This window comes from Thalassoglobus sp., assembly GCF_048270125.1.
Classification (GTDB): Bacteria; Planctomycetota; Planctomycetia; order Planctomycetales; family Planctomycetaceae; genus Thalassoglobus.
Map to the genome: position 1 here is coordinate 1 of NZ_JBLWTN010000015.1, position 20,644 is coordinate 20,644.

General features: G+C 49.4%; 18 protein-coding genes. 12 read left to right on the forward strand and 6 right to left on the reverse strand.

Annotation, left to right across the window (positions count from 1 at the left end; all coding sequences use genetic code 11):
* Positions 1 to 382: 382 nt before the first annotated feature.
* From ACN0YR_RS15855 to ACN0YR_RS15895, 9 genes are all read left to right on the forward strand, one after another.
* Positions 383 to 1,207 carry a hypothetical protein gene (locus ACN0YR_RS15855; RefSeq protein WP_417850223.1) on the forward strand — a complete coding sequence of 275 codons (825 nt, stop codon included), beginning with the start codon at positions 383 to 385 and terminating at the stop codon, positions 1,205 to 1,207.
* Positions 1,208 to 1,263: 56 nt separating this feature from the next.
* A complete protein-coding gene (locus tag ACN0YR_RS15860) occupies positions 1,264 to 1,551 on the forward strand; it encodes a glycogen-binding domain-containing protein (protein ID WP_417850224.1) in 288 nt (95 codons plus the stop codon).
* A gap of 97 nt (positions 1,552 to 1,648) precedes the next feature.
* Positions 1,649 to 2,101: a hypothetical protein gene (locus ACN0YR_RS15865; RefSeq protein WP_417850225.1), complete on the forward strand. Its 453-nt coding sequence runs from the start codon at positions 1,649 to 1,651 to the stop codon at positions 2,099 to 2,101.
* A 58-nt stretch (positions 2,102 to 2,159) separates the two neighbouring features.
* Positions 2,160 to 3,569, forward strand: coding sequence for a Glu/Leu/Phe/Val family dehydrogenase (locus ACN0YR_RS15870; protein ID WP_417850226.1), 1,410 nt, complete (start codon positions 2,160 to 2,162; stop codon positions 3,567 to 3,569).
* Complete coding sequence (locus ACN0YR_RS15875; RefSeq protein ID WP_417850227.1) at positions 3,559 to 5,685, forward strand: 2Fe-2S iron-sulfur cluster-binding protein; 2,127 nt, start codon at positions 3,559 to 3,561, stop codon at positions 5,683 to 5,685. Before ACN0YR_RS15870 ends, ACN0YR_RS15875 begins: the two co-directional genes overlap by 11 nt.
* Before the next feature lies 1 nt (position 5,686).
* Positions 5,687 to 6,442 (forward strand): hypothetical protein, encoded by a 756-nt coding sequence (locus tag ACN0YR_RS15880; RefSeq protein ID WP_417850228.1) that lies wholly within the window; start codon positions 5,687 to 5,689, stop codon positions 6,440 to 6,442.
* Positions 6,443 to 6,492: 50 nt separating this feature from the next.
* Positions 6,493 to 7,296, forward strand: coding sequence for a hypothetical protein (locus tag ACN0YR_RS15885; protein WP_417850229.1), 804 nt, complete (start codon positions 6,493 to 6,495; stop codon positions 7,294 to 7,296).
* Between the two features lie 360 nt (positions 7,297 to 7,656).
* The gene (locus ACN0YR_RS15890) at positions 7,657 to 8,589 is read left to right on the forward strand and encodes a hypothetical protein (protein WP_417850230.1); all 933 of its coding nucleotides are present in this window, start codon (positions 7,657 to 7,659) and stop codon (positions 8,587 to 8,589) included.
* Between the two features lie 216 nt (positions 8,590 to 8,805).
* Entirely contained in the window at positions 8,806 to 9,174 is a 369-nt protein-coding gene (locus ACN0YR_RS15895) for a hypothetical protein (protein ID WP_417850231.1), read from the forward strand.
* A gap of 138 nt (positions 9,175 to 9,312) precedes the next feature.
* Here the strand turns inward: ACN0YR_RS15895 and glgP are convergent, their stop codons facing one another.
* The 4 genes from glgP to ACN0YR_RS15915 all read right to left on the reverse strand — a co-directional run bounded on the left by glgP (position 9,313) and on the right by ACN0YR_RS15915 (position 14,088).
* Entirely contained in the window at positions 9,313 to 11,028 is a 1,716-nt protein-coding gene (gene glgP / locus ACN0YR_RS15900; protein ID WP_197442089.1) for an alpha-glucan family phosphorylase, read from the reverse strand.
* A gap of 168 nt (positions 11,029 to 11,196) precedes the next feature.
* Positions 11,197 to 11,397 carry a carbon storage regulator gene (locus ACN0YR_RS15905; protein ID WP_145196976.1) on the reverse strand — a complete coding sequence of 67 codons (201 nt, stop codon included), beginning with the start codon at positions 11,395 to 11,397 and terminating at the stop codon, positions 11,197 to 11,199.
* A 40-nt stretch (positions 11,398 to 11,437) separates the two neighbouring features.
* Positions 11,438 to 11,683 (reverse strand): BON domain-containing protein, encoded by a 246-nt coding sequence (locus ACN0YR_RS15910; RefSeq protein ID WP_145196974.1) that lies wholly within the window; start codon positions 11,681 to 11,683, stop codon positions 11,438 to 11,440.
* A 245-nt stretch (positions 11,684 to 11,928) separates the two neighbouring features.
* Positions 11,929 to 14,088 carry a glycogen debranching protein gene (locus ACN0YR_RS15915; protein ID WP_417850232.1) on the reverse strand — a complete coding sequence of 720 codons (2,160 nt, stop codon included), beginning with the start codon at positions 14,086 to 14,088 and terminating at the stop codon, positions 11,929 to 11,931.
* 260 nt (positions 14,089 to 14,348) lie between these two features.
* Here ACN0YR_RS15915 and ACN0YR_RS15920 point away from each other — a divergent pair, with 260 nt between their 5' ends.
* Together ACN0YR_RS15920 and ACN0YR_RS15925 are read left to right on the forward strand one after the other, a co-directional pair.
* The gene (locus ACN0YR_RS15920) at positions 14,349 to 16,742 is read left to right on the forward strand and encodes a phosphoketolase (protein WP_417850233.1); all 2,394 of its coding nucleotides are present in this window, start codon (positions 14,349 to 14,351) and stop codon (positions 16,740 to 16,742) included.
* Between the two features lie 2 nt (positions 16,743 to 16,744).
* The gene (locus tag ACN0YR_RS15925; RefSeq protein WP_145196968.1) at positions 16,745 to 17,926 is read left to right on the forward strand and encodes an acetate/propionate family kinase; all 1,182 of its coding nucleotides are present in this window, start codon (positions 16,745 to 16,747) and stop codon (positions 17,924 to 17,926) included.
* A 22-nt stretch (positions 17,927 to 17,948) separates the two neighbouring features.
* Here ACN0YR_RS15925 and ACN0YR_RS15930 read toward each other — a convergent pair whose 3' ends face one another.
* A complete protein-coding gene (locus ACN0YR_RS15930; protein ID WP_145196966.1) occupies positions 17,949 to 18,461 on the reverse strand; it encodes a CBS domain-containing protein in 513 nt (170 codons plus the stop codon).
* On the reverse strand, positions 18,458 to 19,861 hold the full coding sequence (locus ACN0YR_RS15935) for a sigma-54-dependent transcriptional regulator (protein WP_145196964.1): 1,404 nt from the start codon (positions 19,859 to 19,861) through the stop codon (positions 18,458 to 18,460). The genes ACN0YR_RS15930 and ACN0YR_RS15935 overlap by 4 nt, the downstream gene beginning before the upstream one ends.
* A gap of 337 nt (positions 19,862 to 20,198) precedes the next feature.
* Here ACN0YR_RS15935 and ACN0YR_RS15940 point away from each other — a divergent pair, with 337 nt between their 5' ends.
* On the forward strand, positions 20,199 to 20,627 hold the full coding sequence (locus tag ACN0YR_RS15940; RefSeq protein WP_417850234.1) for a hypothetical protein: 429 nt from the start codon (positions 20,199 to 20,201) through the stop codon (positions 20,625 to 20,627).
* Positions 20,628 to 20,644: the final 17 nt, after the last annotated feature.

Here is a 20,644-nt window from a genome sequence, read left to right on the forward strand (position 1 = left end):
GCATTCTGCACTGAGCATTCTGCACTGAGCATTCTGCACTGAGCATTCTGCACTGAGCATTCTGCACTGAGCATTCTGCACTGAGCATTCTGCACTGAGCATTCTGCACTGAGCATTCTAATCGCACAGCGAGCGAAATCGCCCATCCATGAGACGCTTCGCCCGACGGCACTCTCGACAAAACTTGCTTGCCTTGAAATTTTGCTGCGATGTGTGCGGTGCTCTGAACTTTCCGTGGAATGGCACAGTCTTCGCATTCAGATGTGACCCAACCCGAATTCAACTCTTATCAGGGAGACTCACAGTGCGGCATATAGATAATCGGCTCATCACAAAACTTGGTTTGAGCTGCGGTTTCGTTCTTACTCTTTTATTTGCAGCCATGTCACTCACTCATCAGAATGTCGTCGCTGACGATGCGACAGATTCTGCTGAGATGGACCAAACTCATGCGGTACATCCTCCCAACGCGATGTCACTGGTTGATCAATTGCGTGAATTGCAACAAAAGGTAGCAAAGCTCGAAGCAGCGTTGAAACAAAACCATTCTGGCCAAGGTGAAAGCACCATGAATGGCATGGGTATGGGAAAAATGGGCATGGCGAAAGGGATGCAAGGGATGAAGATGGGGATGGGCATGCGAGGCATGGGCATGGGGCAAATGCAAGGTGGAAGCATGCAAGGGATGTCTGATTCAAACAACTCGGGTACCGGTATGAATATGAAGGGGATGGGTGGGATGATGCCCGAAAAAGGGAAGATGGGCGGTGGGATGATGTCGATGATGGGCATGCAGCCGGGCGGCATGAAAACAATGACCATGACCACAGCCTTACCTGGTTTTCCGGGAGCGTCTCACCTCTACCATGTCGGCTCAACGGGGTTCTTTCTTAACCATTCTGATCACATCACACTCACAGCCAAACAGCAGAAGTCACTGAATGAGATCAAACAACAAGCACTCCTAGAGCAAGATGAAGCTGATCGGAATACTGAAGCTGCTGAGCAAGAGCTTTGGAAATTAACGAGTTCTGACGCTCCCGAAATCGATGAGATTGAAAAGGCGATTCGTAAAATCGAATCGTTGCGTGGAGGTCAGAGAATTGCCTTCATTCGTCGTGTGGGTGAGGCCGCAAAGATCCTGACCGATCAGCAACGGAGTGAACTCGTTGGTGCGATTTCAAAAGACCATGCCAAGGAAGAGTGACCCATCTGGAAGTCGTGAAGTTCCCAATTTTTCAATTCGTTTCCTTGAGGTGTGAAATGTCCAAACAGTCGAAGAAATCTATTGAATTTCAGTGTTTCGCAGCAGAGGCACAAGAAGTATTCCTCGCAGGCACGTTCAACGATTGGCAGCCCAATGCGACTCCCATGAAAAAGGACGACGATGGAATTTGGTCGATCAAACTGAAGCTGTCTCAGGGGCACCATGAGTACAAATTCGTCGTTGACGGAGAATGGTGCTGCCTGGCTCTCGACCAACAATCACATGATTGTCCCAACTGCGTTCCGAATGAATTGGGCTCTCTGAATCAGTTTGTTGACGTGTGATGATGCTAGTGAATTGTGCCGCCACGAGCAGCACTTCTCTCGTTGAAACTCATGTCAATGATCTTCTCCTTCAACCTTAACTACGAAAAGCAAAACCATGAATTCATTCTCAAAGTATTATCCCAGCGTCATTGTGTTCGCGTCGATTGCTGTCGCTGGTGTTTTGTTTATCAAGACAATGAATCCTGCACAAGCCGCACATGAACAACATGAGAAGGCACATCCTGTTCCGCAGCACCTGACACATATCAATACCCAGGCAGAAGCAGAATCGCTGAAGCCAGGGGACTCCCTCGCCATGGTGTGCAGTCATTGCAAGATTGTCACCGTACATCAAGTCGGGAAAGATCAATCTCATGTCAGGATGATGACCATTGGCAACAAGCATAACTGTCACGTCTGCAAAGGTTCTGTTGAAGTGGTTGGGACGGGTGATGGTCAAGGAAAACACAAGCAAGTCAAACATGTTTGCTCAAAATGTGGTGATGACGCCATGTTTATTTGTGCGACGAAAACAGGTCACAAGCATCAGCATGAAGACCATGACTAGAGGGTGTTCTTACTGGATTGAATGAACTCCGACGCTTGCTTGTCTGAAAGAACTCCTTATGAATCAAGAGCTTACTCACAGTCTCTTCTCGGATGCATTGAGCCGCCTCGATAAGGCTTCTCAGTACATTGATTTCGACACCGAGGCTTTCCAACGGCTTCAAGAACCGATTTCAATGCTCGAAGTCGTCGTCCCGGTTCGCATGGATGATGGATCTCTGAAATTGTTTCATGGATTCAGAGTACGTCACGATGACACGCGGGGTCCGACAAAAGGAGGGCTCCGTTTCCATCCCCAGATCAACCTCGATGAGATTAAGACGCTCGCATTTTGGATGACATGTAAATGTGCGGTCGTTGGAATTCCATTTGGTGGTGCTAAAGGAGGAGTGCTCGTTGACCCCAAACAACTTTCACGACTGGAGCTTGAACGCCTGAGTCGTGGCTTCATCCAACGCATGGCAGACTTCATTGGCCCTGCAACAGATGTCCCTGCGCCAGACGTGTACACAAACCCAATGATCATGGGCTGGATGATGGACGAGTATTCCAAAATCCACCGTGAACGCACACCCGCAGTGATCACCGGCAAACCGATTCCGTTGGGAGGGAGTTTGGGGAGAGACGATGCAACGGGTCGAGGAGCGTATTACTGCATTAAAGAACTGGAGAGAATTCGGAACTGGAGTCCAGAGAATATCCGAGTGGCAGTCCAAGGGTTCGGAAACGCAGGACAGCACGTGGCAAGATTGTTGTTCAATGACGGCTACCGCATCATCGCTATTAGTGACTCTCAGGGGGGGATCCTTCAACCGGAAGGAATTGACATCCCCACGGCAATTCAACGTAAAAATGTCGGTCAGGGATTCTATCCTGAACAATCGGTTTGCGATTGCCAACTCTGTGGCAAAAATGACTGTCACTGCGAGACGGAAGCCAACGCTTCACGCACGCGAATCTCAAATCAAGAGTTGTTAACACTCGATGTGGACATTCTTATCCCGGCAGCACTTCAGGAGCAGATCGTTCTCAGCAACGCCAAAGACATTCGGGCCTCAGTAATCATCGAAGTCGCAAACGGTCCAACCTCCGCGGAGGCAGACGAGATCTTGAAGGAAAATGGAATTCTCATTGTCCCAGACATTATGGCGAACGCGGGTGGAGTCACCGTCAGCTATTTCGAATGGGTTCAAAATCGAACAGGAGACCCTTGGGAAGTCGAGAGGGTCACGTCGCGACTGCAATCGATCATGTCGAGAGAGTTCAACAACATCTACCATTTGTCAGAATTGCATCAAGTTGATCTGAGAACAGCCGCATACATCCATGCTCTCTCTCGGCTTGGTGAAGCAGTGAGTTCGCTTGGCACCAGTACATACTTTTCTGCACGTCCCGCTGCCTCGTCCCCATCAATAACTCCAGAGCAGCGAACCGAATCCGTCCTCTTGAAAGATCCTGATGATTGCTGAAGTCACCCATTGGTCACCCAAACCTGTTCTCGTGGGATACTGGCGTGAAATGTTGAATCAACTTATCAAATCTGATTTCGACCATCACGATCATCATACGCGACTGATGATATTGATTATTTTGATCTGCTTGAGCATGGCAGGCGATATTCATGCTCAGGTCTCTCCCGAAGAACATGCGAAGCACCATCCTGAACAAGCGAACGCTGCGCAGTCCCAAGGCGGAGGTGAGATGCAAGGTAAGGGAATGCAAGGTAGTGGAATGATGGGCGGTGGTGGAATGATGGGCGGTGGCGGAATGATGGGCGGAGGTGAGAATGGCGGTGGAATGATGGGTGGCATGATGAAAAAGATGGGAGCCCCCAAGCCGAAGGAAATGTATCCCCGCTTGATGGGACTGCCCGATCTCCCTATGGAAGAACGCATGCAGATCGAAGTCGAAGCTCATCAGCGGATGATTGATGGAACACAATTCATGAATCAAGGATTCGATCAACTGACAGATGCAGCGCCTGGCAATGACTTTACAGCCATGCAAACTGCGACCACTATGATCAGCGAAGGTCTCGCTCAATTTGAAAGTGGTTTAGCAGCACATCGCGCGATCGCCGAAGGTCAAGCACCACGAAATGTGGCCGTTCAGTGGTTTCGGAAAGAAATGAACCTCTTCCCCCCTGCACCAGAAGCAAGGGGTTTTCAAATTTTAGGGATGTCAGCCTTTCACACGTCGATCATGCTGTTACTATTGCTGTTCTCAGGTGTGATGATCTGGATGTATTTCTTCAAGATGCGGCGAGCAACTGAGTTGATGCAGATGCTGGCATCGGGCGACTCAGCAGGTATGAGCACAAGCACCGCTGTTGATCCTTCTGTGGCAAAGCAACGTGCGGTCGTCGAGCTAAAGCCAACCAGCCAACCAACAACAACCAAATCAGGTACAGGAAGTGACACCTCCGCTGAAGCTGATTGTTGCTCGAATACTGATGATGATTGTACCGCTGGTACGATCGACATTGATGCCGAAAATCTCTCCGAAGGAGTATTACGAGTTGCAAAACGCAAACTCTGCCGCTTGCGCGTTTCTCAAATGTTTCAGGAGACCGAAGATGTCAAGACCTTCCGACTTGTCGCCTGTCACGGGGGACCGCTGCCTTTCAGTTATCTACCAGGTCAGTTCCTGACACTGAAACTTCCTGTCGGTGACAAGCCGATTCGTCGTAGCTACACGATCTCTTCGTCTCCCACCCAAGGGTATTACTGTGAAATTACCGTCAAGCGGGAAGACCAGGGAATCGGGTCACGGTATCTCTGCGACACGGTGAAAGAAGGTGACATGCTCGAGGTTCAGGCCCCGAGTGGAAAATTCATTTTCACTGGGAGTGAAGCGAACAGCGTCGTGCTCATTGGCGGTGGAGTCGGGATCACACCAATGATGAGTATTGCCCGAGCATTGACTGACATGGGATGGCCAGGAGAGATCCAATTTATCGCGGCTTGTCGCGACCCAGAACATTTCATCTTCAAGGATGAACTCGAACGTCTGCAACACAAACATGCGAATGTTCATCTGCATGTCGCCATGAGTCGTATTGAGAAGGATGTCGCTGGTTACCGAAAAGGGCGACTCAGCAAAGAACTCTTCAGGGAATGGATTCCTGACATTGAGTCACAGTGGGTTCATCTGTGTGGTTCACCAGCCATGATGGACTCGACAAAAGAGATGCTCGTCGAACTCGGTGTTCCCGCTGATCGAATTCATACCGAAAACTTTGGCTCGCAACAAAAGCCCCATATTAAGGCTGCGGCACGGCAGGCAAAGTCTGAAACGACCGAGTCTGCAGCAGCCAGTTCCTCGACCGGGAAAGTGACTTTCAGCAAATCGGAACTGTCGACGTCATTGGAGGCAGATGAAACGGTTCTCGAAGCTGCGGAACGCGTTGGAGTCGATATCGATTACTCCTGCCGGGTCGGCACCTGTGGAATTTGTGTAGCGAAGCTCCTGGCTGGAGACGTGACGATGGAAGTCGAAGATGGTTTAGAGCCTGACGAAAAAGCAGCCGGAATGATTCTCACTTGCCAGGCGAAGTCAACAGGTGACGTAACTGTGGAGGCCTGATATGAAAGAGAAAGAACGTCTGATTGTATCCGGGCTCGTATTGCTCCTGCTCGTACTCTGGCTTGGGTTCCCGTTTCATCAGTCGCCCCGCTTTGCGGGGAGTTGGCTCGGAGGCATTTTCGGGGTGAGTGGAGCATTGCTCATGATGGTTCCATTACTCTACCTCATTGTCAAAAGAGTCAAATCGTTAAAACAACGTGTTACAAAATACGTTTCCATGAGAACACTACTGGCATGGCACATCTATGCGGGAGTGCTTGGTCCAGTCTTGGTCGTCATTCACAGTGGTCACAAATACGAAAGTCCATTGGGGATTGTGTTGACAGCGATGACAATTCTCGTGGTCTTGAGCGGGTTTGTGGGACGGTATTTGATGAAACAATTTTCATCGGAAATTCGTGAAAAAGAAGCATTGCTGGCAACACTGCAAACCACCTATCAGGCAGCGATAGCTGACGTCTCCGCAAATCCGGAGCGCGCCCAGCAACTGCAACAATCGAGCGGGATTGTCCAACGTCTTGTGAACTCCATGTTTCACATTGAGACTACGACAGCTTCGGGCAGAGATGTCGAGAACATGATCCGTATGTCTGAGTCCATCGCGGATGTTGAATATGCGATCAAAACACATGAGCATTTTAAATTGTGGTTTGGAAAATGGCTTAAATTTCACATCTTGATTTCATTCGTGTTGTACATCCTCATGGCGCTACACATTTGGGCTGCTATTCATTTTGGTTTGCGCTGGTTCGATTGAAGGAATCAGTCGTTAGTTTTTCGTATCCACTGAATTTGTTTGGAGTCGAGATGGCAAAGCGAGGCAAGAATATCGTCATCGCTACTGGTATTGGAGTTCTTCTGATCACCGTCTGGCTATTGACACCTGCCGATTCTGGTTTCAAACAGCCAGCGACATGGCAACGTATGACGGAACCTGGCGCACTCTCCGCGGCCCATTCACATTTAGAGAACAACTGTGCTGCTTGCCACACGTCGGTTGTGGGGGTCGAGACCTCCAAATGCATCGTGTGTCACGCGAACAACGAGTCTCTTTTGAGGCGTCAACCGACTTCATTTCATGCCAACGTCAGTAGCTGCAAGGAATGTCATATTGAACACCTGGGGTTGAATCATCGCCCCACAAACATGGATCACTCACAATTGGTCAAGATCGGTTTACGACAACTCAAGGCAGAGCACAGGCCAGATCACCAATCACAACAGATTGCCCAGAAAATCGAAGACTGGATACTTAGCGGAAGCCTCAAAGCGAATCCGCCTCATCCACACATCACACCCGGAGAAGTCCTCCTGAACTGTGCCACTTGCCACGCGAATGATGATCGGCACTTCACGCTCTTTGGCCAGGACTGTGCACAGTGCCATGCCACGGATCGCTGGACAATTCCGGAGTTCCGACACCCCTCTCCCACATCAACCGATTGCGCTCAGTGCCATCAAGCTCCTCCCAGTCACTACATGATGCACTTCAATATGATCTCTGCACGCGTCGCTGGGAAACCACACGCCAAAGTGAACCAGTGCCATCAATGCCACCAGACAACATCCTGGAATGACATCCTGGGGGCTGGTCTCTATAAGCATCATTGACCTCATCAGAGCGTTCTCCATAGAAGCGGTTGGGGCCGCCTCATCGGCTTGATACGGTCATGGTGAATTCCGTGGGTGAGCAGTAGAGCAGAAGGTTCTAAATCTCTTTTCTGTGTGATCGATTCGAAGACGTTTGTGGTCGATGCGATTAAGAGCTGTTCAGCTCAAGCCACTCTCAACGCAGTGACAATTGCTTACCTGCACGGAATCCCACTAACCATTTCGCGAATCCGTTTTTGGTCGATTCATGGCACGTTACTTGCCTTTATCACCTGCGAGACAAAAACCTCAACATCAAAGGGATCGGTTGTGCAGGAAGCACCAGGTGATTTGTCACAACAATTACTAAGGAACTTGAATATGTTCGATTTGAAACACAGAATTCACCTGGGAATTATCGCTTCACTCGTTGCAATATCGACAACGTCGTTTGCACATGACGGTCACGATCATGGTGACCAACTTCCAGGAAGTCACCCACCCGTGCCCAACTTTTCGACTTCAACGATTCAATCTGAGCGTATGCAATCCGTACCGAGCGGAATCGCTCCTGCACAACAATTTTCAAATGCTGCTCCGCTAGGAAGCTGTACAACAGGTTGTTGCTCCGGAAACAACAATGTGCAGGTCAATTCTGAAATTCTGCCGTCCCGTTACTTCGGCAACTCTCAACTTACAACTTTCAATCGCTCGCGGACAACAGAACTTGAACAACTGGCGACCCGCCTTGCCAACTCATTGCGTTATGAAATGCAGGGGCATCAATACCTCTCCAGCATCATGGCTGATGCGAATAGTATCGTCACTGTCACACAGACTCTCGGTCAAAGTGAAATTCGTGGAGCAACTCCAGACATGCTTATTAACGAAGCACGCCCGATTGTCATGCCGTTACAGCGTTTGAGCCAATTTCTGAGAAGTTCACAAGCAGGGCAAAGTCAGCAGGCGGTCGATCAGCTGGGACAATCACTCGTACTGTGGGCGCGGGAAAAACAAAGTCCTTCGATGATCGGATCTCCTCCACCGCTTCCTACTGGAAATGTGAGAACTCCAATTTCGCCTGGCCGTGTTCCTCAGCAGCAAGTTGATATTCCCTCAGAAATGAAAGGCGTTGCGTTGTTACCTACAAATGAACAACCGATCGCCTTGCGACAAAAAACGTGCCCAGTTACAGAGGGACCTTTGGGATCGATGGGCAAGCCGATTCGAGTGAGTGTGGGAGGCAAGTCGATCTATGTCTGTTGCCAAGGATGCGTCGGGACCGTCCAGAACAACCCCGAGAAATACCTTTAGGATTTCCTTGTCACGATCATGAGAGTCAATGACGCCCACACCCTTTGCCAGGTGTGGGCGTTTTCGCTCGCACTGAAGTTACTTTTCAAAGAATTGCCGTTTTCTCGAATTCATTGCGAGACACAAAAATGGCGGGTCGTAGAATAAGAAAGTCGCCGGATGGAATCGGTTCAATTGCAGGAAGCAGAAAATGTAACTCAATTTAAGAGGTCTATTATGAAACATCTTCTACTCGGATTTGCAATCTTGGGGCTAACTATGTCTGTTGCTGAGAATTCAGCAGAAGCTGGTCGGCGAGCGCATCGCCGTCACGGGCATGCCTACTCAACGGCTGGATATTCATACGCCCCTGCGTATAGCACTTACTACAGCCCTAGCTTGAGTATTGGAATCGGTCATGGGTACTACGGAGGAGGTCACGGATACTACGGTGGTGGACATGGCTACTATGGTGGCGGTCATGGGGACTACGGTGGTGATCACGGTTACTACGGCGGTGGACATGGCTACTATGGTGGCGGTCATGGGGACTACGGTGGTGATCACGGTTACTACGGCGGTGGACACGGCTACTACGGGCACTAATCTTCGAATCTTACAAGGAACGTCGTCATCACCGTTTCAATTGGCTCGACTGAACGAAACAATGCGGCAGTCGGGCTTTTTGTTCGTGGTGCAAACAAAACACATCGCGACAGAACGAGAAGATACGGAGCTAAGAAGTTAAAAATAAGCCTTCACTACGTATTGCTGCATCATGCGTTGCGTATTGAAAAACGAGCCATTCAGAGAAATGGCGTGTCTCATCACTTCCGCGTAGTCTTGCGTGACCTGCAAATAGAGCGGGAAGATGACATGCTCAAGTTTATCGTAGAGTGAGTTCGCGTCTTCGCAACGATCAGTTGCATGTTGTTGATGATCGTCTTCGCCGATCGCCCAACCGGTGACACCTTCCGTACAGCCCTCGATCCACCAACCGTCAAGGATGCTGAGCGACGGAACACCATTCAGGGCTGCTTTCATTCCACTCGTCCCAGAGGCTTCCAGGGGTGGTTCAGGTGTGTTAAGCCAGAGATCGACACCAGATGTCATCAGCTGACCCAACTTCATTTCATAGTTCGGTAAATAGACGAGCCGAATCTTCTCACCGAGGGATTTTCGTGACTGGTACACATGATGAATGATCTCCTTTCCTTGATCATCATGCGGGTGGGCTTTGCCTCCATACACAATTTGCATGGGACCAAATTGGTCTGTGAGCTTCTGCAAGCGGTCGATGTCATCCAACAATAGGTCAGGGCGTTTATAGGCAGTGGCTCGGCGGGCAAAACCAATCGTGAACACATTCGGGTCGAGTGTCTCGTTGGTTAATCGCTCCACTTCATCCAGTAATTGCTGCTTGGCTACTTGATGCGCTTGTGAAATTTCGTCTGTCGGAATTCCTGATGCGTAACGCAAATTGAAATTATCTTCGCGCCAACCGGGGATTCGGCGATCAAATAGGTCTTGGAATGCCGGAGAAACCCACGTCGCTGCATGGACACCATTGGTAATGGAATCAATTTTGTATTTTGCGAACATATGTTGCGATACTTCACCATGACGTTTGGCAACCCCATTGATGTAGCGACTGAGATTCATAGCCAGAAACGTCATGTTGAGTTTCCCTTCGCAGCAGAAGATGTTTTTCATTCCGTAGACATCTCGATCTCCCAGGACACGTGACACCAAATCCATCGGAAACTGATCATGTCCTGCAGGAACTGGGGTATGCGTCGTAAAAACGCACTGATCGTGAACCGTTTCGACATCTGCGTCAGTTAGAATAGACTGACCTGATTGTCGTAACCTTTCATCGAGAAGCTCCAATGTCAGTAAGCTGGCATGACCTTCGTTCATATGAAATGTTTGAAGATTACTGTACCCCAGCGCCCGCAGCATTTTGACCCCGCCGATTCCTAGAATCACTTCTTGACAAAGTCGATAGTGTTGATCACCTCCATACAGGTGATCTGTCAAGGATCGATCCCACTCGGAATTCTCTGGTAGATGACTATCCAGTAAAATGACAGGAACGCGGAATCCAAAACAACCGATAACTTCGTACTTCCAGGCGCGGAGATGAACCGTGCGGTTTTCAATGAGTACGTTGACACGCTGTGGAAGTTCGACCAGTTTACTTTCTACCTCCCACGCGGCGGGTTGCTCGAATTGTCGCCCTTCCGAATCGATTCCTTGAGTGAAATATCCTTTGCGATGCAACAACGAAACAGCCACCATGGGAATCTTCAGGTCAGCGGCAGAGCGTATCGTGTCGCCAGACAGCATCCCCAAGCCACCACTATAAGTCGGAATCTCCGGGGCAAGGGCGATTTCCATCGAAAAGTATGCTACTGAATTCTTGTTGGGAAACATCATTGATGCCTGACTAATTTGCATGAAGAGCAGTTATTGAGTGTGCAGCGTAACGACATTGACAAGGCAAGATTCTCTCAGTCCGAGGAATCATTCCTCGAAGCACTATTGTTCTAAAAGTGACAAGCGATGACCTGGGTATCACGAATTTGAGAGCGACTATTGATCGCAATGCGAATCCGATTCACCATTCTATGACGATGGGAGTTCGAGACTGCTCTGGCAATCAGTGGGAAGAAAATTTGTCGAGTTGCCATCGACGCGGTGAATCGGAATTGAGGGATCAGCACGAATGCCAATGGTCACGCGGCGACCACGAACGCGAACAACCGAGAGTTCGATGTCATCGGAAATTCGAATTGTCTGACCTTGTTTGCGACTGAGAACGATCATCCTTGCGTCCCTGATAGGTTTGGTGGTGAGAAAACAGAGCCTATTGAGTTCTGACTGTGATCAAGTTTTGCACAGAGTGTACTCCAGTGATCGCGAAGACGGTTTCCTGAGCGAGTTGCTTTCGGTACCAACTGGATACGTTGCCACGAAGAACGACCTGGCCCATGGCAACATCAACTGAAATTTCAGATTGAGAGAATCGACGAATTTCGAAGAGCTGTTTTTGAACAGTCTCTTCGATATGTTGATCCTCCCCACAATTGCTTTCGAAACAACTCCTGATCATGCCTCACTCCCCTTGCCTCATACAATTCTTGACGAGCAAACCTCAAGGCAAAGTCCATACCAGTCATCAAATTTTTGACGATGGATTTCCGACGTTGGTCTGAAACTATCCCAGAATGAGAAATCACCAGCTTTTCTTTATTCGTGGCAGTACGCTCAGGATCGTAAGAGTCTGGAAATGATGAGCGATATCGCCTGCGGGGCTCCGACCAAGGAGTCAATTTGGTATGAACACCAAATTACGACTCATTGATGAGTGAGTACAACCACCGAACGTGGCTGGAGAACGTAGTACGGTTGATCGAGAACGCTCGCTGTCTCGGAGAGCGAGATATATTGAGAATCAATGCGGGCAGTGTCGATTCTCAGTTGCCAATTCATTTCCTGTTTGGCACTGATTTTAAATTGTACTTTCTCAGCACTTGAGTTGACCATCACGTAGAGATCCTCGTCCTCTGGAATTTCTTTCTCCAGGAAGAAGGCGAGGGTCCGTGAGGGGGCAGACATGTCGACAGTCCCGTGAGCGCCGTACCACTGGATATCGTTGCGCCAGAAGTGGGAACGTGAGAGTGTCGGATGTGACTTGCGAAAAGCAATCATCTGAGATACGAACTGAAAGACGTCCTGATTTTCTTCGAGTAAATTCCAGTCCAACCAAGAGGTTTCATTGTCTTGGTTATAGGGATTACTATTGCCCTGTTGAGTGTTTAGAAATTCGTCGCCCATCCGAAACATCGGAGTACCGTTCGACAGCATTAACAGGCAAAAGAAGTTTCGGACCTGTAGTTTTCGGAGTTGAATGACGTCTTGCGAAAGATTGTCGTCACCTTCTGCACCACAATTCCAGCTGAAATCGTCGTGTCCATCCATGTTGTTATGCCCGTTAGCTGCGTTCCGCTTTCGGTTGTAGGAGACAAGGTCGTAAAGCGAAAAACCATCATGTGACGTTACATAGTTGATGCTTTGAAATGGTCGAAACGCTTGTGACAAGTCGTCAGAAAAGAGGTCAGCGCTGCCGTACAGACGCGTCATGAGGTCGCCAATCATACCGTCATCTCCACGGACGAATCGCTGTAGTGTGTCACGATAGCGACCGTTCCATTGATGCCAATGAATCCCAGGAAAAGCACGACCGAGCTGATAGGCACCGCCAGCATCCCACGGCTCGGCAATCAATCGAACACTCTTGAGAGCAGGATCGTCTGCGATTTGGGCAAACAAGGGTGGGTCTTCAACGTTGATTCCACCGTCAGGATTTCGTGTAAAGATGGACGCCAGATCAAAACGAAACCCATCAACGCCCATTTCAAGAGCCCAATAGCGGAGGCTGTCCAGAATTAATTGCTGTACAACTCGATTTGACGTCTGCAGAGTGTTGCCTGTTCCGCTGAAATTGGCATACGGTTCGTGATTTGTTGAAGCTTCATTTGCGATGTAAGTTGAAGCTTCATTTGCGATGTAATATGTTCCATTGTCAAATCCCTTATAGCAGTAGGTCGGACCGGATTGACCACCTTCGCTTGTGTGGTTGTAAACGACATCAAGAATGACCTCGATTTCAGCGGCGTGCAGGGCATCGACCATCTCTCGGAAATTCGTATGTTGCTGGCAGGCGTCTCCTTCAGTGGCATAGCTCTGATGGGGAGAAAAGAAGTTCAGCGGCATGTAACCCCAGTAATTCTGCTCATCTGGATCGAACTGAAAGACTGGCATCAATTCAACAGCAGTGACCCCGAGTTTTTTTAGGTAAGGGATCTTGTCGATGATCCCCGCGAAGGTCCCCTGTCTCTGTTCGGAAACTTCGGAACTCGCATGTCGAGTGAAACCCCGCACATGCAATTCATATATGATGAGATTCGCACCGTGACGAATTCGATGAACCGGTCGGTTCGGCGATGGGCACTGACAGACCGTCAACAAGCCCAGCGGTGCTTTCCCATCGTTCGCTCCGGGCTGACTTGCGGATTCACGGTCGAAATTCTTGGGAAAGTGTACTGATTTGGCATACGGATCTAGCAGAATTTTACTGGGGTCGAATGCGATGGCGTGGAAGCCGTTGTCATTCTCTGGTCCCGCTACTCGATAGGCATAGTATTTTGCAGCGGGACAATTAGAGCGTAAGATGCGAGCGTGCCAGACTGGACCAGACTTGTTAAGGATGCCATCAAATTGAAATGTGAGGAGTGGATCAACGAGGTCGTCTTCGGAGTACAACAGTAGTGACAATGATGTTGCGTGCTTCGAATAAAGTGCAAAATTCCAGGCTTGCTGCGGTACGATCCAAGAAACACCAAGTGGAAATGGGGTTCCTTCAGAAGCTTCCCAATCAGGAACGATTGGACTTTGCAATTCTGCTTCACTTGCGTGTTTCTTACAATGCAGGCAGGAGTACTGGGTAGGCTTCATTTTATCTCAGTTTTAAAGTGGCTCGCCAGCTCAAGGCTGAATGAGCGATATCGCCCCTCCGCTCGGTCACATCCGCTCAGGGCGAGATTGCGTTTTTGAATGCCTGACTTCTCCAAGATACGATATTGGTGTTTCTTCTTCGTAAGTAACAAAGAGGTATGTCGTATGCTGGTTAAGGAATCACAAACAGTCATGGGCAATTTGCACTTCTTATTCCACACATCACTTGACTTATTGAATTCAATTTCGCAGGAAATGTCATGGCACCATCTTCATCTACAGAAACCTTCTCTCGAATCGATTCCTGGTGGCGAGCAGCGAATTATCTTTCTGTCGGGCAGATCTATCTACTCGACAATCCGTTATTGAAAACGCCTCTGTCCTTTGACAATGTTAAGCCTCGATTGCTTGGACACTGGGGAACGACTCCAGGGTTGAACTTCATTTATGCTCATTTGAATCGTGTCATTAAGAATCATGATTTAGACATGATCTATATCACTGGTCCCGGGCATGGTGGACCGGGAATGGTTGCCAACACCTACCTGGAAGGGACCTACTCCGAAGTCTATCCGACGATTTCTCAGGATGCGGAAGGAATGAGCTTGTTGTTTAAACAATTCTCTTTTCCTGGTGGAATTCCCAGCCATGTCGCTCCTGAAACTCCAGGTTCGATTCATGAAGGGGGGGAACTGGGGTACGCCCTGTCCCACGCCTACGGGGCAGTCTTTGACAATCCAGACCTGATTGCCACTTGTGTGGTCGGTGATGGCGAAGCAGAGTCCGGTCCGCTGGCGACCAGTTGGCATTCCAATAAGTTTTTGAATCCCGTTTGCGATGGTGCTGTCCTCCCGATTCTCCATTTGAATGGTTACAAGATCGCAGGTCCGACAGTTCTCGCGAGAATCAGTCATGAAGAGCTTGATCAGCTCTTTCGAGGTTATGGGTACACACCTCACTTTGTAGAAGGTGATGATCCGGCAGCCATGCATGTGAAGATGGCGGAGACGTTGGACCAAGTTGTTCGCGAGATTCGTCAGATTCAACATGAGGCGCGCGGGAATGGTTTTCGTTCGCGTCCCAAGTGGCCCATGATCGTCTTACGCACTCCCAAAGGCTGGACATGCCCCTCCGAGATTGATGGTCATCCCGCAGAAGGGTCTTGGCGGTCACATCAGGTTCCTCTGGGATCGATGCATGCAAACCAGGAACACCTAGAAGTGCTGGAGAATTGGATGAAATCGTATCGACCGGAAGAACTCTTCGATGAGAATGGTCGACTCCGAGGAGAGATCGCTGAACTTGCACCAGTGGGTCAACGTCGGATGGGAGCGAATCTTCATGCAAATGGTGGCGCACTTTTACGAGATCTCAACCTGCCTGACTTCCAGAACTATGCCGTGGACGTCCCTCAACCGGGACGGGTTGTCGCTGAAGCGACACGAACTCAAGGCAACATGATTCGTGACATTTTCAAACTGAACGAAGAAACTGCTAACTTTCGAGTATTCAGTCCTGACGAAACGGCATCCAATCGTTGGGGAGCTGTTTTTGAAACAACGGCTCGGTGTTCGACAGCAGAGATTACCGAATCCGACGACCATGTCGCTGCCGATGGTCGTGTCATGGAAATGCTCAGCGAACATCAATGCCAAGGCTGGCTCGAAGGGTATTTACTCACCGGTCGACATGGATTTTTTTCCTGCTACGAAGCATTTATTCACATCGTTGATTCCATGTTTAACCAACATGCGAAATGGTTGAAAATCACTCGGCAGATTCCATGGCGAAGGCCGATTGCCAGTTTGAATTACTTACTGACTTCGCACGTTTGGCGACAAGACCATAACGGCTTCAGCCATCAGGATCCCGGTTTCATTGATCATGTTGTCAACAAAAAGTCGGAAATCATTCGCGTCTATCTGCCTCCCGATGCAAATACTCTCCTCAGCGTCACGAACCACTGCTTGAAAAGTCGTGATTACGTCAATGTTGTTGTTGCTGGAAAACAACCAGCATTACAATGGCTGGATATGGATGCTGCGATCAAGCATTGCACAGCTGGCTTAGGGATTTGGGATTGGGCGAGTAGTGATCAAGGCTCGGAACCTGATGTGGTCATGGCTTGTTGTGGCGATGTTCCCACACTCGAAACTTTAGCTGCTGTCGATTTGTTAAGAACGCATCTGCCTAATCTCAAAGTGCGCGTGATTAATGTTGTGGATCTCATGAAGTTGCAACCGCCGAGCGAGCATCCGCATGGACTCAATGATCGAGAGTTCGATGTCCTGTTTACGACAGACAAACCGATTGTTTTTGCTTACCACGGCTACCCCACGCTCATTCACAGGTTGACCTATCGTCGATCAAATCACAGAAATTTACATGTTCGTGGATACAAGGAAGAAGGAACAACAACCACACCGTTTGACATGGTCGTTCTGAACGATCTTGATCGATTCCATTTGGTTCTCGACGTCATTGAGCGTGTTCCTCACCTACGAGCAGCTGCGGCAAATCTCGAACAGAAAATGCGAAACAAGCTCATTCACCACAAACAGTACATTGAGGAGCATGGCGAAGACCTTGCTGAGGTGAAAAACTGGAAGTGGCGAACATCAGATGAAGTCTCTGCCACAAAGAATGGTGAGTAAACATGCTGGTTCTCGCTTTAAATGCAGGGTCGAGTAGTTTGAAATTCAGCCTGCTTGATTCCATTGATGAACGACAATTGTTCCACGGTCAATTCTCCTGGGCTGGTTCCGAGGCTCGGTATCTCTGCCGATCGGGGCAGGAAGTCGTGCAGGATTTCGAGTTGGAATGGAGAGGTTTTCCGGTTGCGTTGGAACGATTGGTCGCTGAGTTGAGTCTTCTTCTGGACGAGAGGCCAATTGAGTTCGTCGCCCATCGAATTGTTCATGGTGGACCCGAGTTTACAAAGCCGCTTCGTATCACATCAGCGGTGGAAACCTCACTCGAACTGCTCGTTCCACTGGCGCCACTACACCTCCCCGGTTCGCTTGAGGTGATCAAAGCCGCACGTAAGGCTCTCTCTCAAATTCCTCACATCGGAGTTTTTGACACCGCCTTTCATGCCACGATCCCGGCTGTGGCGGCAACTTATCCGATTCCTCAACAATGGACAGAGCGATGGCAAATACGTCGCTTTGGTTTTCATGGATTGAGTCACGAATATTGCACAAATCGAGCTTACAAAATACTGGAGGACGAGAGTCCGCATCCGCGTTTGGTGATTGCCCATATTGGCAGTGGAATTTCAATCACAGCTGTGGAAGATGGGAAGTCAATCGACACGACAATGGGCTTCACGCCGCTGGAAGGGATGATGATGGCAACTCGTTGTGGAAACCTTGATCCAGGCCTCATGCTCTACTTGCTGCGGGAATGCAGTTTTACTCCGAACGAACTTGCGGATGGGCTAAACTTTCAGTCTGGACTGCTGGGCGTCTCAGGTGTTTCGGGGGATCTCCGTCGAGTCATTGGAGAAGCGACGAACGGTCACAAACCTTCGCAGCTGGCGTTCCAGATCTACGTGCACCGCTTACGACAAGGAATCGCAAGTATGGCTGCGTCGATGGATGGCCTGGACAGTCTGGTGTTCACTGGCGGCGTCGGGACACATTCCCCACTTGTGCGATCTGCAGTGAGCGATGGACTCAGTTTTTTAGGAATTGAAATCAATCCGGATCGCAACCGGGACTGTGTGAGTGATGCCCTCATCTCTACGGAGGAATCTGAGAAGCAAGTTCTAGTTATTGAAACCAACGAGGAACTCATGCTCTGTCGTCACGCAGTGCAAGTCATCATGGAGAATTAGGCGCAGCGTGAGTCTGCGCTCTCTAGGATTTGTTGGCGAGGAAGCGGTGGTTCATAATCAAATGGAGATCGGGCGGAAAATGTTCTATTCGCCAGTCGTCGTCACTTGCATCGTACAAGCGTTCAAGTGCTTTTAAGATGTCATGGCGGCTGACTAACCCCAAGAGGTCATTCTCATCGTCGATCACCGGCAGATGTCTCATTCCGTGATGTACGAAGATCGAGGAGAGTGAGAAAACATCGGTTTCAGGTGACACACAAATCGGATGTTTTTTCATGATGGTTGCCCCCGTCTGGGGTGGGCGGGGGTTTCCGTAAAACATTTCGTTAGTCAAAAACTCCAGACAATCTTGTTCAGAAACAAAACCGGCGAGTTGTTTTCGATGATCACCTGTTTCCAAAATCACCGGAGCGCAAGAAATCTTGTGATGCGTGAGGAAAGTGACGATTTCCCACAATGTCATTGATGGCGTCACTGTATGAACGCGACGGTTCATAAGCGAATTCGCACTAGGAATCGTGGGCTTGGATGTCATGGGTAATTCTCCTCTGGATTGATGTTGTTTTCATCCTTGTTTTCCAGACCATATTTGTTGATCAGTCGATACAAACTACGGCGATTGATCCCCAGCGCTTCGGCAGTCCGCTTCCGACTTCCACGTTCGCGGAAAAGTACCTTGGCAACGTGTCTCCGTTCACGTTCTGCCAGATTGTCTGTCTCTTCACTGTCAAGGGGCATGCCTGACACACCGGAGTAAAGGGTACGCCCAATCACTTCCGGCAACTCGTGAAGAGTGATCGTTTTGTCTTCACTGAGAATGGTGGCACGTTCAAGAATGTTTGAAAGCTCTCGAACGTTTCCGGGCCAATGGTAGTTGCACAAGGCTTGGCGCGCTTCATCAGTCATCTGCCAGCGATCAGGACCAGATCGACTTAGCAGGTGGTCGATTAAAAGAGGAATGTCGTCTCGTCGCTCCCGCAAGGGTGGAATCTCTATAGGGAGAACATTGATGCGGTAGAAAAGATCTTCGCGAAATCGATGTTCGTCAACTTCCGTTTGTAAATTACGATTGGTCGCAGCGACAATCCGGACATCAACATGTTGTTCACGTGTTGAACCGACACGACGCATGCTTCCATCCTCCAAAACCCTCAGCAGTTTGGCTTGCAGTCCCGATGCTAGTTCCCCCAGTTCATCGACGAAGAGAGTTCCGCCGTTTGCCACTTCAAACAAACCAGGCTTAGCAGCACTGGCGCCAGTAAAAGCTCCTTTCTCGTGTCCAAACAGTTCACTTTCTAGCAACGTCTCTTGAAGGGCAGCGCAGTTGATCGTCACCATAGGTTTGGTGGCACGTTGACTATTTTGGTGGATCGCTCGTGCGACCAGTTCCTTTCCGGTTCCGCTTTCTCCCAAGATCAGAACAGGGCTGTTGGTAGGAGCCGTTTTCTCGATCAATCGCAACATTTGCCGCATCGGCTGTGTGGCTCCTACGATTTCTGAAGCCGCTGATGTTCGATGCAAAGCAGCTTTCAACTGGGAATTCTCTCGACCAAGCTGTTGGCGTTCATACGCCTTTCCCAGTGTGATCAGCAACTCGTCAAAGGAGCAAGGTTTGGTGACATAGTCATAGGCTCCCAATTGCATCGCTTTGACAGCCGTCTCAACACTCGCTTCCCCCGTGAGCATGACCACTTCACATGCAGGATCAATCTCTTTCAGCCGAGTCAGGAGTTCGATGCCATTCATTTCCGGCATCGAGAGGTCAATTAAAGCGACTTCAAACTGTCGTTTTCGCGCGGACTCGATCCCGAGTAACGGTCTCTCGAAATCCATTACCGAGTGTCCAAGTCTCGCAAGCCGTCGGGCAATCGATCCTCGCAACTCATTGTCATCATCGACGAGCAACAAATTTATTTTTAAGGATTCAGATTTCATTCCCACAATTCACTTTTTCACCTTTGCCAGATTTTTAAGACACATTCTGATTCACTCTTGAAAGGGATGAGTTGAGGTTTACCGCAATCGATGTTCCGATTCGCTTGGTGTCCATGCCGCTAGAGGTCGTGGACAAAGACTGAGCCAATTTCGTCGCTCGACCCTGAGGCAGCGGGCGGTTCAGGGACACGGACTGGGCGATATCGCTCACTTCTGTGTTCCGGGTTTGACGGGTGGGTAATACGTATCGGTCATCCTTGAATCCCTCATTCCTCCGGTCAGGATGGTCGACGGATACAAGGGGAAAATGTCGGAAAATGTATCAATAGGGGATGTCATGGTGTCTGTTCGAACAATTGTCTTGTGTTGTGTTCTGCCGTTGTCGCTTTCAAATTTGACCAACGGCGAAGAGCCTTCCCCTCAAAAGGGAAATCTAGAGACAGATGTTTCGTATGAAGCAATTCGTCCCTGCATTGGAGTTGGCTATCAGCCCTATACTTATCCTGCCGTCGGAACATGTCCTTGTGGGGATAGTCCCTGTTTCCATCCGCAACGCTATTACTGCGGAGGAAAGACCTACAAAAAGTCTTGGATGAAGAAATGGATCGGAACACAATTCGGAAAACGTTCGATGCTGGATGACTACTGTTGTGACTGTCTCGTTCCGACGGCGGTCCCCCGAACCTATCTGAAAACCATCGCCGTCGATTCCGCAGTTGGATCTCAAGTTCCACCAGCACCTGCCGCGGAAGGTGCGAGAGAATAGGATTCTTAATGGAACAT

Excerpts from the sequence above, each read along its gene's own strand:
- ACN0YR_RS15855 (WP_417850223.1), top strand. The coding sequence starts at position 383 with ATGTCACTCACTCATCAGAATGTCGTCGCTGACGATGCGACAGATTCT.
- ACN0YR_RS15860 (WP_417850224.1), top strand. The coding sequence starts at position 1,264 with ATGTCCAAACAGTCGAAGAAATCTATTGAATTTCAGTGTTTCGCAGCA.
- ACN0YR_RS15865 (WP_417850225.1), top strand. The coding sequence starts at position 1,649 with ATGAATTCATTCTCAAAGTATTATCCCAGCGTCATTGTGTTCGCGTCG.
- ACN0YR_RS15870 (WP_417850226.1), top strand. The coding sequence starts at position 2,160 with ATGAATCAAGAGCTTACTCACAGTCTCTTCTCGGATGCATTGAGCCGC.
- ACN0YR_RS15875 (WP_417850227.1), top strand. The coding sequence starts at position 3,559 with ATGATTGCTGAAGTCACCCATTGGTCACCCAAACCTGTTCTCGTGGGA.
- ACN0YR_RS15880 (WP_417850228.1), top strand. The coding sequence starts at position 5,687 with ATGAAAGAGAAAGAACGTCTGATTGTATCCGGGCTCGTATTGCTCCTG.
- ACN0YR_RS15885 (WP_417850229.1), top strand. The coding sequence starts at position 6,493 with ATGGCAAAGCGAGGCAAGAATATCGTCATCGCTACTGGTATTGGAGTT.
- ACN0YR_RS15890 (WP_417850230.1), top strand. The coding sequence starts at position 7,657 with ATGTTCGATTTGAAACACAGAATTCACCTGGGAATTATCGCTTCACTC.
- ACN0YR_RS15895 (WP_417850231.1), top strand. The coding sequence starts at position 8,806 with ATGAAACATCTTCTACTCGGATTTGCAATCTTGGGGCTAACTATGTCT.
- glgP (WP_197442089.1), bottom strand. The coding sequence starts at position 11,028 with ATGCAAATTAGTCAGGCATCAATGATGTTTCCCAACAAGAATTCAGTA.
- ACN0YR_RS15905 (WP_145196976.1), bottom strand. The coding sequence starts at position 11,397 with ATGATCGTTCTCAGTCGCAAACAAGGTCAGACAATTCGAATTTCCGAT.
- ACN0YR_RS15910 (WP_145196974.1), bottom strand. The coding sequence starts at position 11,683 with ATGATCAGGAGTTGTTTCGAAAGCAATTGTGGGGAGGATCAACATATC.
- ACN0YR_RS15915 (WP_417850232.1), bottom strand. The coding sequence starts at position 14,088 with ATGAAGCCTACCCAGTACTCCTGCCTGCATTGTAAGAAACACGCAAGT.
- ACN0YR_RS15920 (WP_417850233.1), top strand. The coding sequence starts at position 14,349 with ATGGCACCATCTTCATCTACAGAAACCTTCTCTCGAATCGATTCCTGG.
- ACN0YR_RS15925 (WP_145196968.1), top strand. The coding sequence starts at position 16,745 with ATGCTGGTTCTCGCTTTAAATGCAGGGTCGAGTAGTTTGAAATTCAGC.
- ACN0YR_RS15930 (WP_145196966.1), bottom strand. The coding sequence starts at position 18,461 with ATGACATCCAAGCCCACGATTCCTAGTGCGAATTCGCTTATGAACCGT.
- ACN0YR_RS15935 (WP_145196964.1), bottom strand. The coding sequence starts at position 19,861 with ATGAAATCTGAATCCTTAAAAATAAATTTGTTGCTCGTCGATGATGAC.
- ACN0YR_RS15940 (WP_417850234.1), top strand. The coding sequence starts at position 20,199 with ATGGTGTCTGTTCGAACAATTGTCTTGTGTTGTGTTCTGCCGTTGTCG.